Source organism: Streptomyces sp. NPDC038135 (genome assembly GCF_055601245.1).
In genome coordinates this window covers 628,692-646,109 of the sequence record NZ_JBVJXS010000002.1, presented here as the reverse complement: position 1 = coordinate 646,109, position 17,418 = coordinate 628,692, and the positions used below count along the sequence as shown (strand labels likewise).

At 71.6% G+C, this 17,418-nt stretch carries 17 protein-coding genes; 10 read left to right on the top strand and 7 right to left on the bottom strand.

Annotated elements, in window-relative coordinates; genetic code table 11:
* Positions 1-111 precede the first annotated feature (111 nt).
* The 3 genes from ACZ7JA_RS07205 to ACZ7JA_RS07195 are packed head-to-tail and all read right to left on the bottom strand — an operon-like array spanning position 112 to position 1,743.
* Positions 112-444 carry a YrdB family protein gene (locus tag ACZ7JA_RS07205; protein ID WP_389299756.1) on the bottom strand — a complete coding sequence of 111 codons (333 nt, stop codon included), beginning with the start codon at positions 442-444 and terminating at the stop codon, positions 112-114.
* 49 nt (positions 445-493) lie between these two features.
* Positions 494-1,285, bottom strand: coding sequence for an EI24 domain-containing protein (locus tag ACZ7JA_RS07200; RefSeq protein ID WP_351659785.1), 792 nt, complete (start codon positions 1,283-1,285; stop codon positions 494-496).
* Positions 1,286-1,305: 20 nt separating this feature from the next.
* Entirely contained in the window at positions 1,306-1,743 is a 438-nt protein-coding gene (locus ACZ7JA_RS07195) for a MarR family transcriptional regulator (protein WP_351659782.1), read from the bottom strand.
* A gap of 89 nt (positions 1,744-1,832) precedes the next feature.
* Here ACZ7JA_RS07195 and ACZ7JA_RS07190 point away from each other — a divergent pair, with 89 nt between their 5' ends.
* Entirely contained in the window at positions 1,833-2,831 is a 999-nt protein-coding gene (locus tag ACZ7JA_RS07190; RefSeq protein WP_351659779.1) for an NADP-dependent oxidoreductase, read from the top strand.
* A gap of 96 nt (positions 2,832-2,927) precedes the next feature.
* A complete protein-coding gene (locus ACZ7JA_RS07185; protein WP_351659776.1) occupies positions 2,928-3,350 on the top strand; it encodes an organic hydroperoxide resistance protein in 423 nt (140 codons plus the stop codon).
* Between the two features lie 65 nt (positions 3,351-3,415).
* Here the strand turns inward: ACZ7JA_RS07185 and ACZ7JA_RS07180 are convergent, their stop codons facing one another.
* Complete coding sequence (locus ACZ7JA_RS07180) at positions 3,416-4,576, bottom strand: serine hydrolase domain-containing protein (protein WP_351659773.1); 1,161 nt, start codon at positions 4,574-4,576, stop codon at positions 3,416-3,418.
* 184 nt (positions 4,577-4,760) lie between these two features.
* Positions 4,761-5,873: an SCO2400 family protein gene (locus ACZ7JA_RS07175; protein ID WP_470807564.1), complete on the bottom strand. Its 1,113-nt coding sequence runs from the start codon at positions 5,871-5,873 to the stop codon at positions 4,761-4,763.
* A gap of 202 nt (positions 5,874-6,075) precedes the next feature.
* Here ACZ7JA_RS07175 and ACZ7JA_RS07170 point away from each other — a divergent pair, with 202 nt between their 5' ends.
* The 8 genes from ACZ7JA_RS07170 (at position 6,076) to ACZ7JA_RS07135 (ending at position 16,354) form a co-directional block, all read left to right on the top strand.
* Positions 6,076-7,233: a mandelate racemase/muconate lactonizing enzyme family protein gene (locus ACZ7JA_RS07170; RefSeq protein WP_470807562.1), complete on the top strand. Its 1,158-nt coding sequence runs from the start codon at positions 6,076-6,078 to the stop codon at positions 7,231-7,233.
* A complete protein-coding gene (locus ACZ7JA_RS07165) occupies positions 7,230-8,243 on the top strand; it encodes a zinc-dependent alcohol dehydrogenase (RefSeq protein ID WP_470807560.1) in 1,014 nt (337 codons plus the stop codon). The genes ACZ7JA_RS07170 and ACZ7JA_RS07165 overlap by 4 nt, the downstream gene beginning before the upstream one ends.
* 113 nt (positions 8,244-8,356) lie before the next feature.
* Positions 8,357-9,325 carry a hypothetical protein gene (locus ACZ7JA_RS07160; RefSeq protein WP_403678576.1) on the top strand — a complete coding sequence of 323 codons (969 nt, stop codon included), beginning with the start codon at positions 8,357-8,359 and terminating at the stop codon, positions 9,323-9,325.
* Between the two features lie 55 nt (positions 9,326-9,380).
* Positions 9,381-10,490 (top strand): multiple monosaccharide ABC transporter substrate-binding protein, encoded by a 1,110-nt coding sequence (chvE, locus tag ACZ7JA_RS07155; protein WP_351659758.1) that lies wholly within the window; start codon positions 9,381-9,383, stop codon positions 10,488-10,490.
* Positions 10,491-10,526: 36 nt separating this feature from the next.
* Positions 10,527-12,086: a multiple monosaccharide ABC transporter ATP-binding protein gene (gene mmsA, locus ACZ7JA_RS07150; RefSeq protein ID WP_351659756.1), complete on the top strand. Its 1,560-nt coding sequence runs from the start codon at positions 10,527-10,529 to the stop codon at positions 12,084-12,086.
* Positions 12,083-13,327 carry a multiple monosaccharide ABC transporter permease gene (mmsB, locus tag ACZ7JA_RS07145; RefSeq protein ID WP_389299736.1) on the top strand — a complete coding sequence of 415 codons (1,245 nt, stop codon included), beginning with the start codon at positions 12,083-12,085 and terminating at the stop codon, positions 13,325-13,327. The genes mmsA and mmsB overlap by 4 nt, the downstream gene beginning before the upstream one ends.
* 57 nt (positions 13,328-13,384) lie before the next feature.
* The gene (locus ACZ7JA_RS07140; protein ID WP_470807557.1) at positions 13,385-14,533 is read left to right on the top strand and encodes an aldose epimerase family protein; all 1,149 of its coding nucleotides are present in this window, start codon (positions 13,385-13,387) and stop codon (positions 14,531-14,533) included.
* Positions 14,534-14,653: 120 nt separating this feature from the next.
* A complete protein-coding gene (locus ACZ7JA_RS07135; protein ID WP_351659747.1) occupies positions 14,654-16,354 on the top strand; it encodes a pyridoxal phosphate-dependent aminotransferase in 1,701 nt (566 codons plus the stop codon).
* A gap of 27 nt (positions 16,355-16,381) precedes the next feature.
* Here the strand turns inward: ACZ7JA_RS07135 and ACZ7JA_RS07130 are convergent, their stop codons facing one another.
* Together ACZ7JA_RS07130 and ACZ7JA_RS07125 are read right to left on the bottom strand one after the other, a co-directional pair.
* Positions 16,382-16,747 (bottom strand): hypothetical protein, encoded by a 366-nt coding sequence (locus tag ACZ7JA_RS07130; RefSeq protein ID WP_351659744.1) that lies wholly within the window; start codon positions 16,745-16,747, stop codon positions 16,382-16,384.
* Positions 16,748-16,767: 20 nt separating this feature from the next.
* Positions 16,768-17,418 (bottom strand): hypothetical protein, encoded by a 651-nt coding sequence (locus ACZ7JA_RS07125; RefSeq protein ID WP_351659741.1) that lies wholly within the window; start codon positions 17,416-17,418, stop codon positions 16,768-16,770.

The window sequence follows — 17,418 nt, the reverse complement described above, 5'->3', positions numbered from 1 at the left end:
GGACTTGTCCCGGTCCCGACGTTAATCCTCCCGGCCCCTGCGGGGCGCACGATGACCGCCCTCGGAGCGATCCCGTACGAACCCTTCACAAACGGCCAGGCCTCCGCCGCGTCACGCCTCCCGGGCCTGGGCCAGGCATTTGCTCGCCACGCACACCAGGGCGAGGACGGCCGCCCAGGCGTGGGCCCCGGCGGCGTACAGCGCGGCCGCCCCCGCGCCGAACCAGAACAGTTCGAAGACGAGGCGGGCCGTGCCGTGGAGCTTGAACCGCGCCCTCGGTGACGCGAAGAGCCCCCACGACTCGGCGAGCAGCCCCGTCCCGCAGATGCCGAAGAGGAGGCCGGCCGTGCCGCCGTAGGTGATCCCCGAGTACAGAACGGCGCCGAGGACCGCCAGTTCGAGGAGGAAGAGCACGACGAGATTCACGGCCTTCGCTGTCTTCACGCCCGGCAGTATGGCCCGGCGACCCGCGCGGCGACAGGCCGAGCGGGGTTCAGGAAGGGATCGGTTCGGTGGTCTCGGCGGGGGCGGGATCGGCGCTCTCCTCGTCCAGGAGGTCCCGGGCGAGGAGGGTGGCGCCGGCCACCGCGCCCGGCATCAGGAAGACCGCGACGACCGGGAGCAGGAAGGCCAGGCCGAGCGGGGTGCCGAACCCCCAGACCAGGGTCTTGCGGGAGCGGAGCAGGGCGAGGCGGGCGCGCAGTTCGACGCCGCGGCGCTGGAGGGCGATGGCGGTCAGTTCCTCGGTGAGGAAGAACCCGGTGACGAAGAAGCCGATGACCGGGACGACCGTCTGGCCGACGACGGGCAGGAAGCCGGCGGCGAAGAGCAGCACGCCCCACAGCAGGGCCCGGACGAGGATCCGGAGGCTGTCCCGGGCGGATGTCCACAGCTCGCGCCAGAGCGGCAGGCCCGACTCGGGCGCCGTGCCGTCGGGCGAGACGTCCTCGTCGACCTTCTCCGAGAGGCTGTCGTAGAAGGGCTGGCCGATCAGCAGGGTGAGGGCCGTGAAGGTGAGGACGGCCAGCAGCAGGCCCAGGGCGAACAGGACGACCGTCAGGAAGCCGCGGAAGAGGCCCTGCCAGGGGCTCCCCCAGTCGTCGGCGAACGGGGTGGCCCAGCCGACCGCGTCCTGGCCCCACACGGCGAGCACGACCAGCGCCGCCGCGTAGAGGACCAGCGTGATCAGGCCCGGCAGCAGGCCGAAGCCGAACTGGCGGCCGTGCCGGGCGACCCAGCGCTGGCCCGCCACGAGATAACCGAAACCCACCCCGAGATCGCGCATGGCGAAGACTTTACTGGGACTCAGGCGTCCAGCATCCGCCGCAGCAGGTCCCGCAGGGACCGCCGCTCCTCGGCGGAGAGCCCGGCGAGGGGCTCACGGGCGAAGCGCAGGCCCTCGCGCAGGTCCCGGGCGACCTTGCGGCCCTCGTCGGTGGCGGCGGCCAGCTTCACCCGGCGGTCCGCGGGGTCGGGGCGGCGCTCCGCCAGGCCCCGGGACTCCAGGCGGTCGACTATCCCGGTCACGTTCGACGGCTCGCACTTCAGCCGCTGGGCGAGCTTGCGCATCGGCAGCGGCTCCAGCGACAGCAGGCTGAGCAGGCGCGCTTGGGGGCCGGTCAGCGCGTGGGCGGCCGCCGCCTCCTCGTAGTCCGCGTAGAAGCGGGCCACGACGTCCCCGATCAGCTCGACGACCTCCATGGTCAGTTCGTCGGGACGGCGGGTATTCGGTGGTGTGGCCATGCCGCCCAGGATACCCGGTTACTTGACATCATGAAATATTCAGGCCCATTGTTGTTTCAGGTACTGAAGTAAATGAAAGGCGACCCCCCATGATCAACCGCGAGTGGCACCTGCTCAGCCGTCCGGTCGGCTGGCCGAAGCCCGAGGACTTCGCCCTGGTCGAGACGCCCGTCCCGACCCCCGGCGAGGGCCAGGTGCTGGTGCGCAACGAGTACCTCTCCGTGGACCCCTACATGCGCGGCCGGATGTCGGCGGCCAAGTCGTACGCCGCCCCGTTCGAGCTGAACAAGGTCATGCAGGGCGGCGCGGTCGGCGAGGTCGTCGCCTCCGAGGCCGAGGGCATCGCGGTCGGCGACCACGTCCTGCACTTCGGCGGCTGGCGCGAGTACGCGGCCGTGGACGCGAAGAGCGCCGTGAAGGTCGACCCCGAAGCCGCTCCGCTGTCGACGTACCTCGGCGTGCTCGGCATGACCGGCCTGACCGCGTACGCGGGTCTGCTGCGCACCGCCTCCTTCAAGGAGGGCGACAGCGTCTTCGTGTCCGGCGCGGCGGGCGCGGTCGGCAGCCAGGTCGGGCAGATCGCGAAGCTGAAGGGCGCCTCGCGGGTCATCGGCTCGGCCGGCTCCGCGGAGAAGGTCCGGCTGCTGACGGAGGAGTACGGCTTCGACGCCGCCTTCAACTACAAGGACGGCCCGGTGAGCGAGCAGCTGCGCGCGGCCGCCCCGGACGGCGTCGACGTGTACTTCGACAACGTCGGCGGCGAGCACCTGGAGGCCGCGATCGGGTCGCTGAACCTGGGCGGCCGGATCGCCGTCTGCGGCATGATCTCCGTCTACAACAACACCGAGCCGGCCCCCGGCCCGCGCAATCTGGCCCGCCTCATCCAGACCCGCGGCCGCATCGAGGGCTTCCTGGTCGGCGACCACTACGACCTGCAGCCGCAGTTCGTCCAGGAGGTCGGCCCCTGGGTCGCCTCGGGCGCGCTGAAGTACCGCGAGACCGTGGTCGAGGGCATCGAGAACAACCTGGAGGCGTTCCTCGGGGTCCTGCGCGGCGACAACACCGGGAAGATGATCGTCAAGCTCTGACCTGGCCCGGACTTTCCGGCATGCGGTAGCTTCATTCCGAAATCCGCCGTCGATCGTGGGCGCGAGTCGCGGCGGACCGAGGAGGAAGACACCGCCATGCCCATACAGCAGTCCGACGTCCTGTACACGGCCGTCGCCACCGCCGAGAACGGCCGCGACGGCCGCGTCGCCACCGACGACGGCAGGCTCGACGTCGTCGTGAACCCGCCGAAGGAGATGGGCGGCAGCGGCGCCGGCACCAACCCGGAGCAGTTGTTCGCCGCCGGCTACAGCGCCTGCTTCCAGGGCGCGCTCGGCGTGGTCGCCCGACAGGAGGGCGCCGACGTCTCCGGCTCGACCGTCACCGCCAAGGTGGGGATCGGCCGGAACGAGGACGGCTTCGGGATCATCGTGGAGATCTCCGCGGACATCCCGAACGCCGACGAGGCCACCGCGCGGGCGCTGCTCGAGAAGGCGCACCAGGTGTGCCCGTACTCGAAGGCGACGCGCGGCGACGTCACCGTGACGCTGGCCCGGTAACGGTCGTTGCGCAGGGCGGCGGCCGCATCCTTGGACGTGGGATGCGGCCGCCGCCCCGCACGGCGTCAGCCGCTCGCCAGCGCCGCCCGGTGCACCGCCACCGCCAGCCGCCCGTTCTCCGGCGCGGAGCCGCCCGGGAAGGCGAACCGGCGCCTGGTGTAGCCGTAGGCGAGACCGCTGCGGGGGTCGGCGAAGGCCTGGCAGCCGGCGGCGCCGCTGTGACCGATCGCGCCGGCGCCCAGGAAAGGGTGCCAGGTGTCGGCCGTGGCCTGGAAGCCCAGGCCGTAGGACCTGTGGGCCCGGACCACCAGGTCGTACCCGACGGAGTGCGGCTGCCCGAACTCCGCGACCGTGTCCTGCTTCAGCAGCGGCGCCCTGCCGCCGGTCTCGCTGATCATCGCCGCGTACATCCCGGCCAGGCCGCGCGCCGAGGCGACGCCGCCCACCGACGCCGGGCCCCGGGCCCGGACCGCGCGCTCGTTCGGCAGCGACTCCAGGTCGGTCGGCTCCGGCGCGTGGCGGTTGAAGGCGATCGAGGCGAGGGTGTGCGGGCCGCTCGGCAGCGCGTCGAGCAGCGCCTGCTGCCCGGGCGTGGGCAGCATCGGCGCGGTGGTGCGGAAGCGGCTCTCGCGGGCGGCCGGCAGGCCCAGGTGGAAGTCCAGTCCCCACGGGACCCGCACCCGCTCCTCGTACACCTCCTGGAGCGTACGCCCGGTGGCGCGGCGGACGATCTCGCCGGTGAGCGCGCCGATCACCAGGGCGTGGTAGCCGAAGGCCGTGCCCGGCCGCCAGAACGGCCGCTGGTCGGCGAGGCGTTCGGCCAGCGCCCGGTCGTCGGCCAGCTCGGCCGCGCTGAACCCGGTGTCGGTGCCGATCAGGCCGGCCCGGTGCGCGAGCAGTTCGCGCAGGGTCAGCGCGCCCTTGTCCTCGGCCCCGAACTCCGGCCAGTAGTACGTGACCCTGCGGTCCAGCTCCAGCGTGCCGTCCTGCACCAGCAGGGCGACGACGAGGTGCGCGGCGCCCTTGGTGGACGAGAACACGCCGTACAGCGAGTCCCCGTCGGCGCCCTCGCCGGCCCACAGGTCGACGACCCGCCGGCCGTGCACGTACGCGCACAACTGGCCCTCGTAGTCGTCCCGTTCCTCCGCCACGAAGGCGGCGAACTCCTCGCGCACCGCTTCGTAGCCCTCGGCGACCGTGCCGTGCACGGGGGTTGCCTGCGTCATGCGCCCTCCTCGACCGAGCCGCTCGCGCGTCGCTCCCTCTGGTTCGCGCCCGCTCCGGCACCGGGCGTTCCCCGGATCGGTACGGCGAGGGGCACCCGTTCGACTCAACCGTGCCGGGCGCGGACCGGTTTCCCCGGTCCCGGGTCGTGCGTCGCTACCCTGCGGACACGGCCTAGGTGCACCATTAGGTGCACCACCACAGGAACCGGTTGCACGACTTCGTCGGGGACGGGGTGGGCGTCGGGTCCGAGGTCGTCGGGTCGGCCGTCGGGGTGTCGCTGGGCTGGGACGAGGGCGGGGCCGGCGGGGCCGCGGTCGCCGTGCCGGCGTCCGAGGTGGCGGACTGCTCCGCCTTGTCGCCGGCGGCGGCCGACTCGGAGGGCTTGTCCTTCGGCGACTCGGAGGCGGACGCCGACGCCGAGGGGCCGGTGGACGACGAGGCGCTCGGCGCCGTCGTTCCGGCGGAGGCGCCGCGGGCGGGGGCCGCCGTGCTGCCGGGGGACGACGCGGAGGCGCCGCCGCCGTCGGCCGAGGTGTCCCCGGCCGACGCCGACGTGTCGCCCGAGAAGGGCGCGAAGGGGGCGTCGGTGCCGAGTTCGGCGAGGCTCAGCCCGCCGGCGGCCAGCACGAACCCCGAGGCGATCAGCACCGTACGGCGGCGGCGACGCCGGTGCGCGGCGGCCTTGCGGTCCCGGCGGCTGGCGTCGGCGACGGCGGGACCGCCGGCGGCCTCACCGCCCGCGGCGCCCCCACGGCCGCGGCCCCGCGACTGACGCCGGGCGGCCCGCCCCACGGGCTCGTCGGAGCCCTCCTGGTCGTCGTCGTACCCGTCCCGGTCGTCGGCCTCGCCCTCGTCGCCGTCGCGGCCGGGGTCGCCGCCGTGGTCCGCGTGCTCCTCGCGGGCGTCGTACGCGTCGCCCCGGCCGCCGTGCTCGGGGTGGTGGCCCGTGACCGCCTGACCGTCCGCGCCCGCGTGATGCCCGGTCCCGCCCCCGTACGTGTACGCGTCCGGGACCGCGGCGGCGCCGGCCTGCTGCGGTATGCGCACCTCCTGCGCCGCGCCCTGGTGGGCGAAACCGCCGGGGTACTCGGCCGCGTAGGCCGCGGGATGCCCGCCCGGACCGGCGTACGCGTGCCCGGCCGGAACGCCGGTGTGGGCCTCCTGGCCGTACGCGCCCGCGTACCCGGGCGCGACGGACGCGTCCGCGTGCGGGGCGGGGTGCCGGGCCTGTGCGCCACATCCCGGGCAGGCCAAAGCGCCGTTGAGGTGCCGTTGGCACGGGTGGCAGAAGTCCATGACGCCGGAAGACTAGATTCCCCGCCGGTCACGTAACCAGGCACCTCTGTGAAGGTTTCGTGCGGGACCGAAAAGGTTGTCGGCAGCCATGCCGAAACTGTTACCTGTTCGACCCATTGACACCCCCGCCGCACCCTCCTTACTGTCACGCCAGCATTTCGAACGAGTGACGAAATCTCGAACATCCTGAGGGGCAACTGCCGTGCGCATCACCGGAATCAGCACGCATGTGGTGGGGACACCGTGGCGCAACCTGACCTACGTCCAGGTGCACACCGACGAGGGGATCACGGGAGTCGGCGAGACCCGGATGCTCGGCCACACCGACGCGCTGATCGGCTATCTGCGCGAGGCCGAGGCCAACCACATCCTCGGCTCGGACCCGTTCGCCGTCGAGGACCTCGTGCGGCGGATGAAGTACGGCGACTACGGGCGGGCCGGCGAGATCGTCATGTCCGGCATCGCGGTCGTCGAGATGGCCTGCTGGGACATCAAGGGCAAGGCGCTCGGCGTGCCGGTGTGGCAGCTCCTGGGCGGCAAGGTCACCGACCGGGTCAAGGCGTACGCCAACGGCTGGTACACCACCGAGCGGACGCCGGAGGCGTACCACAAGGCCGCCCAGGGGGTCATGGAGCGCGGCTACAAGGCGCTGAAGATCGACCCCTTCGGCACCGGGCACTTCGAACTGGACCACGAGCAGACCGTGTACGCGGTCTCCCTCATCGAGGCCGTGCGGGACGCCATCGGACCGGACTCCGAGCTGATGCTGGAGATGCACGGCCGCTTCTCCCCCGCCACCGCCGTCCGGCTGGCCAAGGAGATGGCGCCCTTCAAGCCGGCCTGGCTGGAGGAGCCGTGCCCGCCGGAGAACCTCAAGGCGCTGGAGAAGGTGGCCGCCAAGGTGGACGTCCCGGTCGCCACCGGTGAGCGCATCCACGACCGCATCGAGTTCCGCGAGCTCTTCGACAGCCAGTGCGTCGACATCATCCAGCCCGACGTCGGCCACATCGGCGGCATCTGGGAGACCCGGAAGCTGGCGGCCACCGCCGAGACCCACTACATGCTCATCGCCCCGCACAACGTGGGCGGTTCGGTGCTGACCGCCGCCTCGCTCCAGGTCGGCTTCACCTCGCCGAACTTCAAGATCCTCGAGCACTTCAACGACTTCGCCGACGCGGACATCAAGAAGGTGGTCAGGGGCGCCCCGGAGGTCGTGGACGGCTACTTCCACCTCTCCGACCGGCCCGGGCTCGGCGTCGAGCTGGACACCGACGTGGCCGCCGAGTTCCCGCAGCAGCAGGCCCGGTTCGACCTGTGGGCCGAGGGCTGGGAGCAGCGCAAGCCCAAGGGCACGAAGTGACCCCGGCCGGTTCGCAGGTCGTCGTCGAGGCGCCGGGCGTCCACCGGGTCGAGGAGCACACGCCCCGGCAGCCCGGTCCCGGCGAGGCGCTGGTCGCCGTGCACGCGGTGGGCATCTGCGGCAGCGACCGCGAGGTGTACCAGGGCAACCGGCCCGAGGGGTACGTCCGTTACCCGCTCACGCCCGGCCACGAGTGGTCCGGGACCGTGCGGGCGGTGGGCGCCGGGGTGCCGGAGGGCCTGGCCGGCCGCAAGGTCGTCGGCGAGGGCTTCCGCAACTGCCAGGTGTGCGACCGCTGTCACGCGGGCGAGACCACGCTGTGCACGGCCGGGTACGAGGAGACCGGGTTCACCCGGCCGGGCGCGATGGCGGCCACCCTCACCCTGCCGGCCCGGCTGCTGCACCCGCTGCCGGACGGCGCCGACCTCACCGCCGCCGCCCTGCTGGAGCCGGCCGCCTGCGTCGCGGCCGCCGCGCTGAAGGCCCGGGCCCTGCCGGGCGAGCGGGTCGCGGTGGTCGGCACGGGCACCCTCGGGATGTTCGCGGTGCAGTTCCTCAAGGCCGTCTCGCCGGCGGAACTGCTGGTCGTGGGCACCGGGAACGACCGGGAGGCGCTCTCCCGGCGGTTCGGGGCGAGCGACTTCCGGCTCAGGGACCAGCCGCTGCCCGCCGACTTCGACGTCGTGATCGAGACCGCCGGATCCGCGTCCGCCGCGCGCACCGCGGCCGCGCTGCTCAGGCGCGGCGGGCGGCTGGTGCTGACGGGCATCCCGGCGCCGGGTGCGGACGGGCTCGACCCGACCGAGCTGGTCGTACGGCAGCTGGAGGTGCACACCGTCTTCGGGGCGCCGCCGGACGCCTGGGCCCACACCGTGCGGGTCTTCGGCGCCGGGCTGCTCGATCCGCTGCCCCTGGTCACCCACGAGCTGCCGCTGACCGAGTTCCCGCAGGCCATCGAGCTGGTGGGGGCCGGTGATCCGAAGGTGGGCAAGGTGCTGCTCCGCCCCTGACCGTACGCCGGCCGGGAGGTGACCCGACGCACGTCCCGGCCGGCGTACACGTGGTCTTCTCCGTACCCAGAGCCGCGAACCTTGTCCGAAATACCGAACACGAAGGACAGCAAGTGACCGACGCTTCCGCTCCGGCAGCCCGCAGGCCCGGCGAGCAGGTGCTCGCCGCTCTCGGCCTGGACGCGCCCGCCCTCGACCCCGCCGACACCTCCGCCCACTCCTTCCCGGGCGGCGGCCGCTGGCGCACCGAGATTCCCTCGTGCGAGGGTCCCGAAGCGCTGATGGTCGTGCTGAAGGAGGCCTCGCGCCTCGACGTGCCGATCCACCGGATCAGCCAGGGCAGCGGCGTGTGGATGCTCACCGACGCCGAGATCACCGAGATGGCCGAGGCGACCGCCGAACGGGACATCGAGCTCTGCCTGTTCACCGGCCCGCGCGGCACCTGGGACATCGGCGGCTCGGTGCGCACCGACTCGCGGGGTGCGGGACTGCGCGCCCGGGGCCACGACGCCGTCGCCGGCTGCGTCGAGGACGCCGTCCGCGCCACCGAGCTGGGCGTGAAGTGCCTGCTGGTCGCCGACGAGGGCGTGCTGTGGACCCTGCACCGGGCGCGCACGGCCGGGATCATCCCGGCCGACACCACCCTGAAGGTCTCCGCGCTGATCGGCCCGGTCAACCCGGCCTCTTACGCGGTCTACGAGCGGCTCGGCGCCGACTCCGTCAACGTGCCCAGCGACCTGACCCTGGACCACCTCACCGAGATCCGCCGGGTCTCCCGCGCTCCCATGGACATGTACATCGAGGCCCCCGACGACCTCGGCGGCTACGTGCGGATGTACGAGGTCGCCGAGCTGATCCGGCGCGGCGCCCCGCTCTACCTGAAGTTCGGCCTGTCCAAGGCCCCCGGCATCTACCCGTGGGGCGCCCACCTGCGGGACGTGACCCTGGACACCGCCCGGGAGCGGGTGCGGCGCGGCCGGCTCGCCCTGGACCTGCTCGCCCGGCACGGCGCGGACGGCGACATGGCGCCGCTCGGCTCCCGGCTGCCCGGGACGCTGCACCGCTTCGACACCACCGTGTGACCCCCTCGACGACGTGACCCCCTCTCAACGACGAGAAGAACAAGGACGGATCACCATGCTCAACCGCAGAGCCGCACTCGCCGCGACGGCCACGGCCGCCTCGCTCGCCCTCACCCTGACCGCCTGCGGCCAGAACAGCGAGGGCGGCAGCGACGCCAAGGGCGGGGACGCCAAGGGCGGCACGATCGGCATCGCGATGCCGACCAAGTCCTCCGAGCGCTGGATCGCCGACGGCAACAACGTCGTGAAGAACCTTCAGTCCAAGGGCTACAAGACCAAGCTGGTCTACGGCGAGGACAACCCGGAGACGCAGGTCTCGCAGATCGAGAACCTGATCACGCAGGGCGTGAAGGGCCTGATCGTCGCGGCGATCGACAACAAGTCGCTGAACAACGTGCTCCAGGAGGCCGCGGACGCGGACATCCCGGTCATCGCCTACGACCGCCTCATCCTCGGCACCAAGAACGTCGACTACTACGCCTCGTTCGACAACGAGAAGGTCGGCAAGCTGCAGGGCCAGTACATCGTCGACCGGCTCGGGCTGACCAAGGGCAAGAAGGGCCCGTTCAACATCGAGCTGTTCGCCGGCTCCAACGACGACAACAACACCAAGTACTTCTTCGGCGGCGCGATGAGCGTGCTCCAGCCGTACATCGACAAGAAGCAGCTCGTCGTCAAGTCCGGGCAGACGAAGATCAACCAGGTCGTCACCCTGCGCTGGGACGGCACCACCGCGCAGAAGCGCATGGAGGACATCCTCACCTCGTCCTACAAGAGCGGCCGGGTCGACGCGGTCCTCTCCCCCTACGACGGCATCTCCATCGGCATCCTGTCCGCGCTGAAGTCGGACGGCTACGGCTCCGGCAGCAAGGCGCTCCCCGTCATCACCGGCCAGGACGCCGAGCTGGCCTCCGTGAAGTCGATCATCTCCGGCCAGCAGACGCAGACCGTCTACAAGGACACCCGGCAGCTCGCCAAGGTCGCCGCCACCATGGTCGACGACTCCCTGCGGGGCAAGAAGCCGCAGGTCAACGACACGAAGACGTACGACAACGGCAGCAAGGTCGTGCCCGCCTACCTGCTCCAGCCGGTCAGCGTCGACAAGTCCAACTACAAGCAGGTCCTGGTCGACGGCGGCTACTACACCGAGTCCGAGCTGAAGTAACCCGCCCCCGCTACCTACGGATTGGAAGGCACGACCATGGCGGGACCCGTCCTGGAAATGCGCTCGATCGTCAAGACCTTTCCCGGCGTCAAGGCGCTGTCGGACGTCACCCTGACCGTCCGGCAGGGCGAGGTCCACGCCATCTGCGGGGAGAACGGCGCCGGCAAGTCGACCCTGATGAAGGTGCTCTCCGGCGTCCACCCGTACGGCAGCTACGAGGGGGACATCCTCTTCGACTCGGAGGTCTGCCAGTTCAAGGACATCCGGGCCAGCGAGCAGCACGGCATCGTCATCATCCACCAGGAGCTGGCGCTGGTGCCGTACCTCTCCATCGCGGAGAACCTCTTCCTCGGCAACGAGCACGCCAGGCGCGGGCTCATCAACTGGAACGAGACCCTGCGGCACGCCACCGAACTGCTGCGCCGGGTGGGTCTGGACGAGCACCCGGAGACCCGGGTCGCCGACATCGGCGTCGGCAAGCAGCAGCTCGTGGAGATCGCCAAGGCGCTGTCGAAGCAGGTGAAGCTGCTGATCCTCGACGAGCCGACCGCCGCGCTGAACGACGAGGACAGCGGCAAGCTCCTCGATCTCATCCTGGAGCTGAAGAAGCAGGGCATCACCTCGATCATCATCTCCCACAAGCTCAACGAGATCCGCCGGGTCGCCGACTCGGTGACGATCATCCGGGACGGCCGGTCCATCGAGACGCTGGACGTGAAGGCGCCGGAGACCACCGAGGAGCGGATCATCGCGGGCATGGTCGGCCGCGACCTCGACCACCGCTTCCCGGACCGCACCCCGCACGAGCCCGAGGAGGGCGCGGCGCCGGCGCTGGAGATACGCGGCTGGACCGTGCACCACCCGATCGACCAGCAGCGCAAGGTCGTGGACGACGTCTCGCTCCACGTGCGCCGCGGGGAGATCGTCGGCATCGCGGGCCTGATGGGCGCGGGCCGCACCGAGCTGGCGATGAGCGTCTTCGGGCGCGCCTACGGCCGGTACGCGGGCGGCACGGTGCTGAAGGACGGCGAGGAGATCCGCACCAAGTCCGTCGCGGAGGCGGTCGGGCACGGGATCGCGTACGTCACCGAGGACCGCAAGCACTACGGCCTCAACCTCATCGACACCATCAACCGCAACATCTCGCTGACCGCGCTGTCCAAGGTGGCCAGGCGGGGCATCGTCGACGAGCACGAGGAGCGGCAGGTCTCCGAGGGCTTCCGGAAAACCATGAACATCAAGGCGCCGACCGTGTTCGAACCGGTGGGCAAGCTGTCGGGCGGCAACCAGCAGAAGGTCGTCCTCAGCAAGTGGATCTTCGCAGGACCCGACGTGCTGATCCTCGACGAACCGACCCGCGGTATCGACGTGGGCGCCAAGTACGAGATCTACACGGTGATCGACCAGCTCGCCGCCCAGGGCAAGGCGGTGGTCTTCATCTCCTCCGAGCTGCCCGAACTGCTCGGCATGTGCGACCGCATCTACACGATGGCCGCCGGGCGGCTGACCGGTGAGGTGCCGCGGGCCGAGGCCACGCAGGAAGTTCTGATGCGCCATATGACGAAAGACACGCAGGACCAAGAGGTGACGCGATGAGCACGGATGTGACCGCCAAGAGCCCGGCCCCCGCGCCACCGGGCGGGAGTGGACCGGCGGCCCGCAAGGGGCTGCTCCAGGTGGTGCTGGACGGCCTGCGCCGCAACATGCGCCAGTACGGCATGCTGATCGCGCTCGGCCTGATCGTGGCCCTCTTCGCCGTCTGGACGGACGGAGACCTGCTGCTGCCGCGCAACGTCTCCAACCTGGTGCTGCAGAACAGCTACATCCTGGTCCTCGCGATCGGCATGATGCTGGTGATCATCGCCGGGCACATCGACCTGTCGGTCGGCTCGCTGACCGCGTTCGTCGGCGCCTTCGCCGCGGTGCTGACCGTGCAGCACGGCGTCTCCTGGCCGATCGCGCTGGTGCTGTGCCTGCTGGTGGGCGCGGCGGCCGGCTCGGTGCAGGGCTACCTCATCGCCTATCTGGGCATACCGTCGTTCATCGTCACGCTCGCCGGGATGCTGCTCTTCCGCGGTCTGACGGAGATCCTGCTCAAGGGCCAGACCCTCGGCCCGTTCCCGGACGGGCTGCAGAAGCTCGGCAACGGCTTCCTGCCGGAGACCGGCCCGGACACCAACTACCACAACCTCACCCTGCTGCTCGGTCTCGTCCTGATCGCGGCCGTGGTGTGGCAGGAGGTCCGGGACCGGCGCCGCCAGCAGGAGTTCGCGCTGGGGGTGCTGCCCACCCGGCTGTTCCTGCTCAAGCTGACCGCCCTGGTCGCCGCGATCCTGGTGCTCACCCTGCTGCTCGCCAGCTACAAGGGCGCCCCGATCGTGCTGATCATCCTCGGCGCGCTGGTCGTGGGCTACGGCTACGTCATGCGCAACGCGGTCTTCGGCCGCCACATCTACGCGATCGGCGGCAACCTGCCGGCGGCCAAGTTGTCCGGCGTGAAGGACAAGAAGGTCACCTTCCTGGTCTTCCTGAACATGGGCGTGCTCGCGGCCCTGGCGGGCCTGGTGGTCGCGGCCCGGCTGAACGCGGCCTCGCCGAAGGCGGGCGTCAACTTCGAACTCGAGGCGATCGCCTCGTCGTTCATCGGCGGTGCGTCCATGAGCGGCGGTGTCGGCACCGTCCTCGGCGCCATCATCGGCGGTCTCGTCCTCGGCGTGCTGAACAACGGCATGAACCTCCTGAGCGTCGGCACCGACTGGCAGCAGGTCATCAAGGGCCTGGCCCTGCTGGTGGCGGTCGGGTTCGACGTGTGGAACAAGCGCAAGTCCGGTTCGTAACTCAGCCCGGGCCCCGCCGGATCCGGCGGGGCCCCTTCCTATGCGCAGGAGCCGCAGATGGAACTGAACAGACGTACGGTCATTGCAGGAGCGGCGGCGGCGGGTCTGGCCGCCACCACCCTCGGGGGCACCGCGCAGGCGGCCCCGGGCCACCGGCCGGTGAAGGAGCTCTTCGGCCGGCTCGCGGACGGCACCAAGGTGTACCGCTGGTCGCTGGAGAACGGCGGCATCCGGATGAAGGTGCTGTCGTACGGCGGCGTCGTGCAGACCCTGGAGGTCCCGGACGCCCGCGGCCGGCACGCCAACGTGGTCGCGGGCTTCGCCGACCTCGACGACTACGCGGCGAAGAGCCCGTACTTCGGCGCGCTGATCGGCCGCTACGGCAACCGCATCGGCAAGGGGCGGTTCACCCTCGACGGCAAGGACTACCAGCTCTCCGTCAACGACGGCGTGAACAGCCTGCACGGCGGCGCCAAGGGCTTCGACAAGCGGGTGTGGGACGTGGAGCCCTTCGCCGACGGCTCCGACGTCGGCCTGCGCCTGTACTACACGAGCGCCGACGGCGAGATGGGCTACCCGGGCACGCTGCGGTCGAAGGTGACGTACACCCTCACCCGGCGCGGCGAGTGGCGCGTCGACTACGAGGCCAGCACCGACCGGGTCACGGTCGTCAACCTCACCAGCCACGTCTACTGGAACCTGGCCGGCGAGGGCGGCGGCACGATCGAGGACCACGAGCTCACGATCGCCGCCGCCCGCTACACCCCCACCGACTCGGGTCTGATCCCGACCGGTGAGCTGGCGCGGGTCGCGGGCACCCCGTTCGACTTCCGCCGCGCCAAGCCGATCGGCCGGGACATCCGGGCCGGGCACGAGCAGCAGGTACTGGCCAAGGGCTACGACCACAACTGGGTGCTGGACAAGGGCCTCACCGCGCGGCCCGAGCACGTCGCCACGCTCCGCGACCCGCGCTCCGGCCGCACCCTGCGGATCGCCACCGACCAGCCGGGCCTGCAGTTCTACTCCGGCAACTTCCTCGACGGCACGCTGACCGGAACCGGCGGCCGCACCTACCGCCAGGGCGACGCGCTGTGCCTGGAGACACAGCACTTCCCGGACTCCCCGAACCACCCCTCCTTCCCGTCGACCGTGCTCCGGCCCGGGCGGACGTACCGGACGACCACGGTGCACACGTTCGGGGCGTGAGAACCGCGCCCGGCGTGAACCGGCTCACACCACCGGTGAGTTGAACGCCACTGGCGCCTCCTCCGTATCCCTGGGTGGCCCGTGCTCCCCCGCACGGGCCACCCTTCGACGGAGGTCCCCTTGCCTGACAACGTCACCTCGTTGTTCCGCAACACCGCCGCGCACAGCCCTTCCATGGCGGCGCTGACGCGGGAGAGCGACGGGTCGGGCCCGGTGGACTTCTGCATTCCGTGCAATCCGTACTTCCCCACTCCCGCCATGTTCGAGGAGATGGCGGTCCGGCTGCGCGAGATCATCACGTACTACCCGAGCGGCGCCGACACCATCACCGCCGAACTGTGCGGTCTGCTCCAGCTCCCGCCGCAGTGCGTGGCGATGGGCAACGGCTCCACGGAACTGATCACCTGGATCGACCACCTGCTGGTCCGGGAGTCGCTGGCCGTGCCGGTGCCCACCTTCGGCCGCTGGACCGACCAGCCCATGGAGACCGGCAAGCGGGTGGACATGTTCCCGCTCCAGGAGGCGAACGGCTTCGGCCTGGACCTCGCGCAGTACGCCGAGTTCATCCGGGCCCGGGGCACCCGGGTTGCGGTCGTCTGCAACCCGAACAACCCCGACGGCGGCTATCTGCACAAGCAGCAGCTCGTGCAGTTCATGGACGCGATGGCGGACCTGGACCTGGTGGTGATCGACGAGTCCTTCCTGGAGTTCGCCGACGCCGAGGCCGAGCCGAGCGTGGTGCAGGAGGCCATGCTCCGCCCCAACGTGATCGTGCTGCGCAGCCTCGGCAAGAACTTCGGGCTGCACGGCATCCGGTTCGGCTATCTCGTGGCCAACCCGGCGCTGGCCGGCCGGGTCCGCTCGATGCTGCCGAAGTGGAACCTCAACTCCTTCGCCGAGCACGTGGTGTTCATGCTGCGCGAGCACGGCCCGGAGTACGCGCAGAGCCTGCTGCAGGTGCGCCGGGACCGCCTCGACATGGCCAGCCACCTCTCCGCGCTGCCCGGCCTCACCGTCTACCCCTCGCAGGGCAACTTCCTCTTCGTGCGCCTGCCCGTCGGCGCGGAAGGCACCGTGGTCCGGGACCGGATGCTCACCGAGCACCGGGTCCTGGTCCGCGAGTGCGGCAACAAGATCGGTTCGTCCAGCCGCTTCCTGAGACTCGTGGTGCGCCCCCAGGTCGACGTGCGTCGCCTGGTGTCCGGCCTGGAACAGGTGCTCTACGGGACCAGGAGGGGAGCCGCCGTACCCGAGCCGGGCACCGGGACCAGCTACAGCTCGGGTACGGCGGCCGTCGACCGGCTGATGCACGAGACCAACGGAGCCGGTGTACAGGGACTGGCGGCACAGGCCGTCGGCACCGGCCCCGCCCCGGCCGCCGGCACCGGTGTGCCGCTCCCCGCCGCCACGCCGATGGGCGGCGGGATGCCGATGCCGGCGGCAGCCCAGGCCCCGCCCGCGGCTCCCGCCCCCCAAGCTCCGGCGCCGGTCCCCCTCCCGGCGCCGGTCCCCACGCCCGCGCCCGCCCCGATGGCCCCGGCCCCGGTCGCGGTGCCCGCTCCGGCCCCGATCCCCGCCCCGGCGCCCGTCCCCGCCGCCCCCACCCCTGTGCCCGTCCCGGCCTCCGTGCCCGTCCCGGCGCCCGCCGCCGCGATGGGGCCCACCCCGCCCGGCGTCCCCGCGCGCGGCGGCCTCACCGCCGCCCAGGTGCGCGGTATGACGGCCCCGCCGCCCGCCACCGGTCTGACCCCGGCCCCCGCGACCGGCTGGCCCAACGCCCAGAGCTGGCCGAACGCGGCCGGGATGGGGCAGACGGGGTAGCGGACGCCTCAGCGGGAGCGCCGCCGGTCAGCCTCTGAAGCGCCGGTCGTAGCCGATCGAGTACACGCCGGCGGTGCCGCTCACCGAGCACGTCGCGGACGACACGCGGTTGCGGTAGACCCATCGGCCGGTGATCGTCCACTTGTGGCCACCGGTGTTGATACAGGTGACCACGGCTCTGTGCTGGCGCACTCCGCTGTTGCTGTCGCACTTCACGTTGCCGGTCTGACCGGAGTCACTCGGGTACGTCGTGCAGCTCTCACTCGCGGCGGCGGTCTCCCAGGCGCCGGAGGCGGCGAGGAGACCGGCCGCGAGGACCGGTACGAGCAGCAGGCGGGCGGACTTCTTGCGGCCGGGCTCGGTGCGACCGGACTCGGTCTGGGTGGGCTTCACGTGGTCGGGGTACTTTCCTGTCAGAGGTTGCGGGTGGTCAGGCGCTTGCCGTCCCGGTCGAGGAGGATGAGGTTCCACGCGGTGGAGCCGTCGCCGTCGTCGCCGTCCCACCAGGTCGCGAACGTGCCGGCGAGCCGCTCGGCGTCGGCCCGGCCGCTCCCGCCGGTGTATGTGGTGGTGAGTTCGACGTCGTAGTCCCGGTCGCCGAGGTGGACGAGGACGGTTCGGTCCACGTGCTCGGCGGACCGCTTGCCCCCGTGCGCGGCGGCCCAGGTGCGGAACCGGGCCAGGAGATCGGGGTCGGACTCTCGGCGCGTCACCTGCCGAGCGGGCGGCCGCCGGTCGGCGCCCGACTTCACCCCCTGCTTGCAGCCCAGCACCCAGGCGCCGCGGTCCTTCTCCACCACGTTTCGCGGCCGGGCCGTGAGGGACCGCCGGACACACCCTCCCCACACCACCTCGCGGACCGCGGCGCCCTTGCCGCCGTCCTCGAAGAGCTGTTTCCCGGTCCGCCAACCGGCGTCGTACGCCGACGCGTAGCCGGGCTCGGCCCCGGCACGGGACGGGGCCGGCTCCGGCTTCCCGTTGCCGTCGCAGGCCACGGCCAGCAGGCTCAGCAGAGCCGTCGCGACCGTGAGCCCGAACAGCCCTGTTCTCGCAGGTGCGTTCAT

Bases quoted from the DNA above. Each gene is read 5' to 3' on its own strand.
- ACZ7JA_RS07200 (WP_351659785.1), bottom strand. From the start codon at position 1,285: ATGCGCGATCTCGGGGTGGGTTTCGGTTATCTCGTGGCGGGCCAGCGC.
- ACZ7JA_RS07195 (WP_351659782.1), bottom strand. From the start codon at position 1,743: ATGGCCACACCACCGAATACCCGCCGTCCCGACGAACTGACCATGGAG.
- ACZ7JA_RS07190 (WP_351659779.1), top strand. From the start codon at position 1,833: ATGATCAACCGCGAGTGGCACCTGCTCAGCCGTCCGGTCGGCTGGCCG.
- ACZ7JA_RS07185 (WP_351659776.1), top strand. From the start codon at position 2,928: ATGCCCATACAGCAGTCCGACGTCCTGTACACGGCCGTCGCCACCGCC.
- ACZ7JA_RS07180 (WP_351659773.1), bottom strand. From the start codon at position 4,576: ATGACGCAGGCAACCCCCGTGCACGGCACGGTCGCCGAGGGCTACGAA.
- ACZ7JA_RS07175 (WP_470807564.1), bottom strand. From the start codon at position 5,873: ATGGACTTCTGCCACCCGTGCCAACGGCACCTCAACGGCGCTTTGGCC.
- chvE (WP_351659758.1), top strand. From the start codon at position 9,381: ATGCTCAACCGCAGAGCCGCACTCGCCGCGACGGCCACGGCCGCCTCG.
- mmsA (WP_351659756.1), top strand. From the start codon at position 10,527: ATGGCGGGACCCGTCCTGGAAATGCGCTCGATCGTCAAGACCTTTCCC.
- mmsB (WP_389299736.1), top strand. From the start codon at position 12,083: ATGAGCACGGATGTGACCGCCAAGAGCCCGGCCCCCGCGCCACCGGGC.
- ACZ7JA_RS07140 (WP_470807557.1), top strand. From the start codon at position 13,385: ATGGAACTGAACAGACGTACGGTCATTGCAGGAGCGGCGGCGGCGGGT.
- ACZ7JA_RS07125 (WP_351659741.1), bottom strand. From the start codon at position 17,418: ATGAACGCACCTGCGAGAACAGGGCTGTTCGGGCTCACGGTCGCGACG.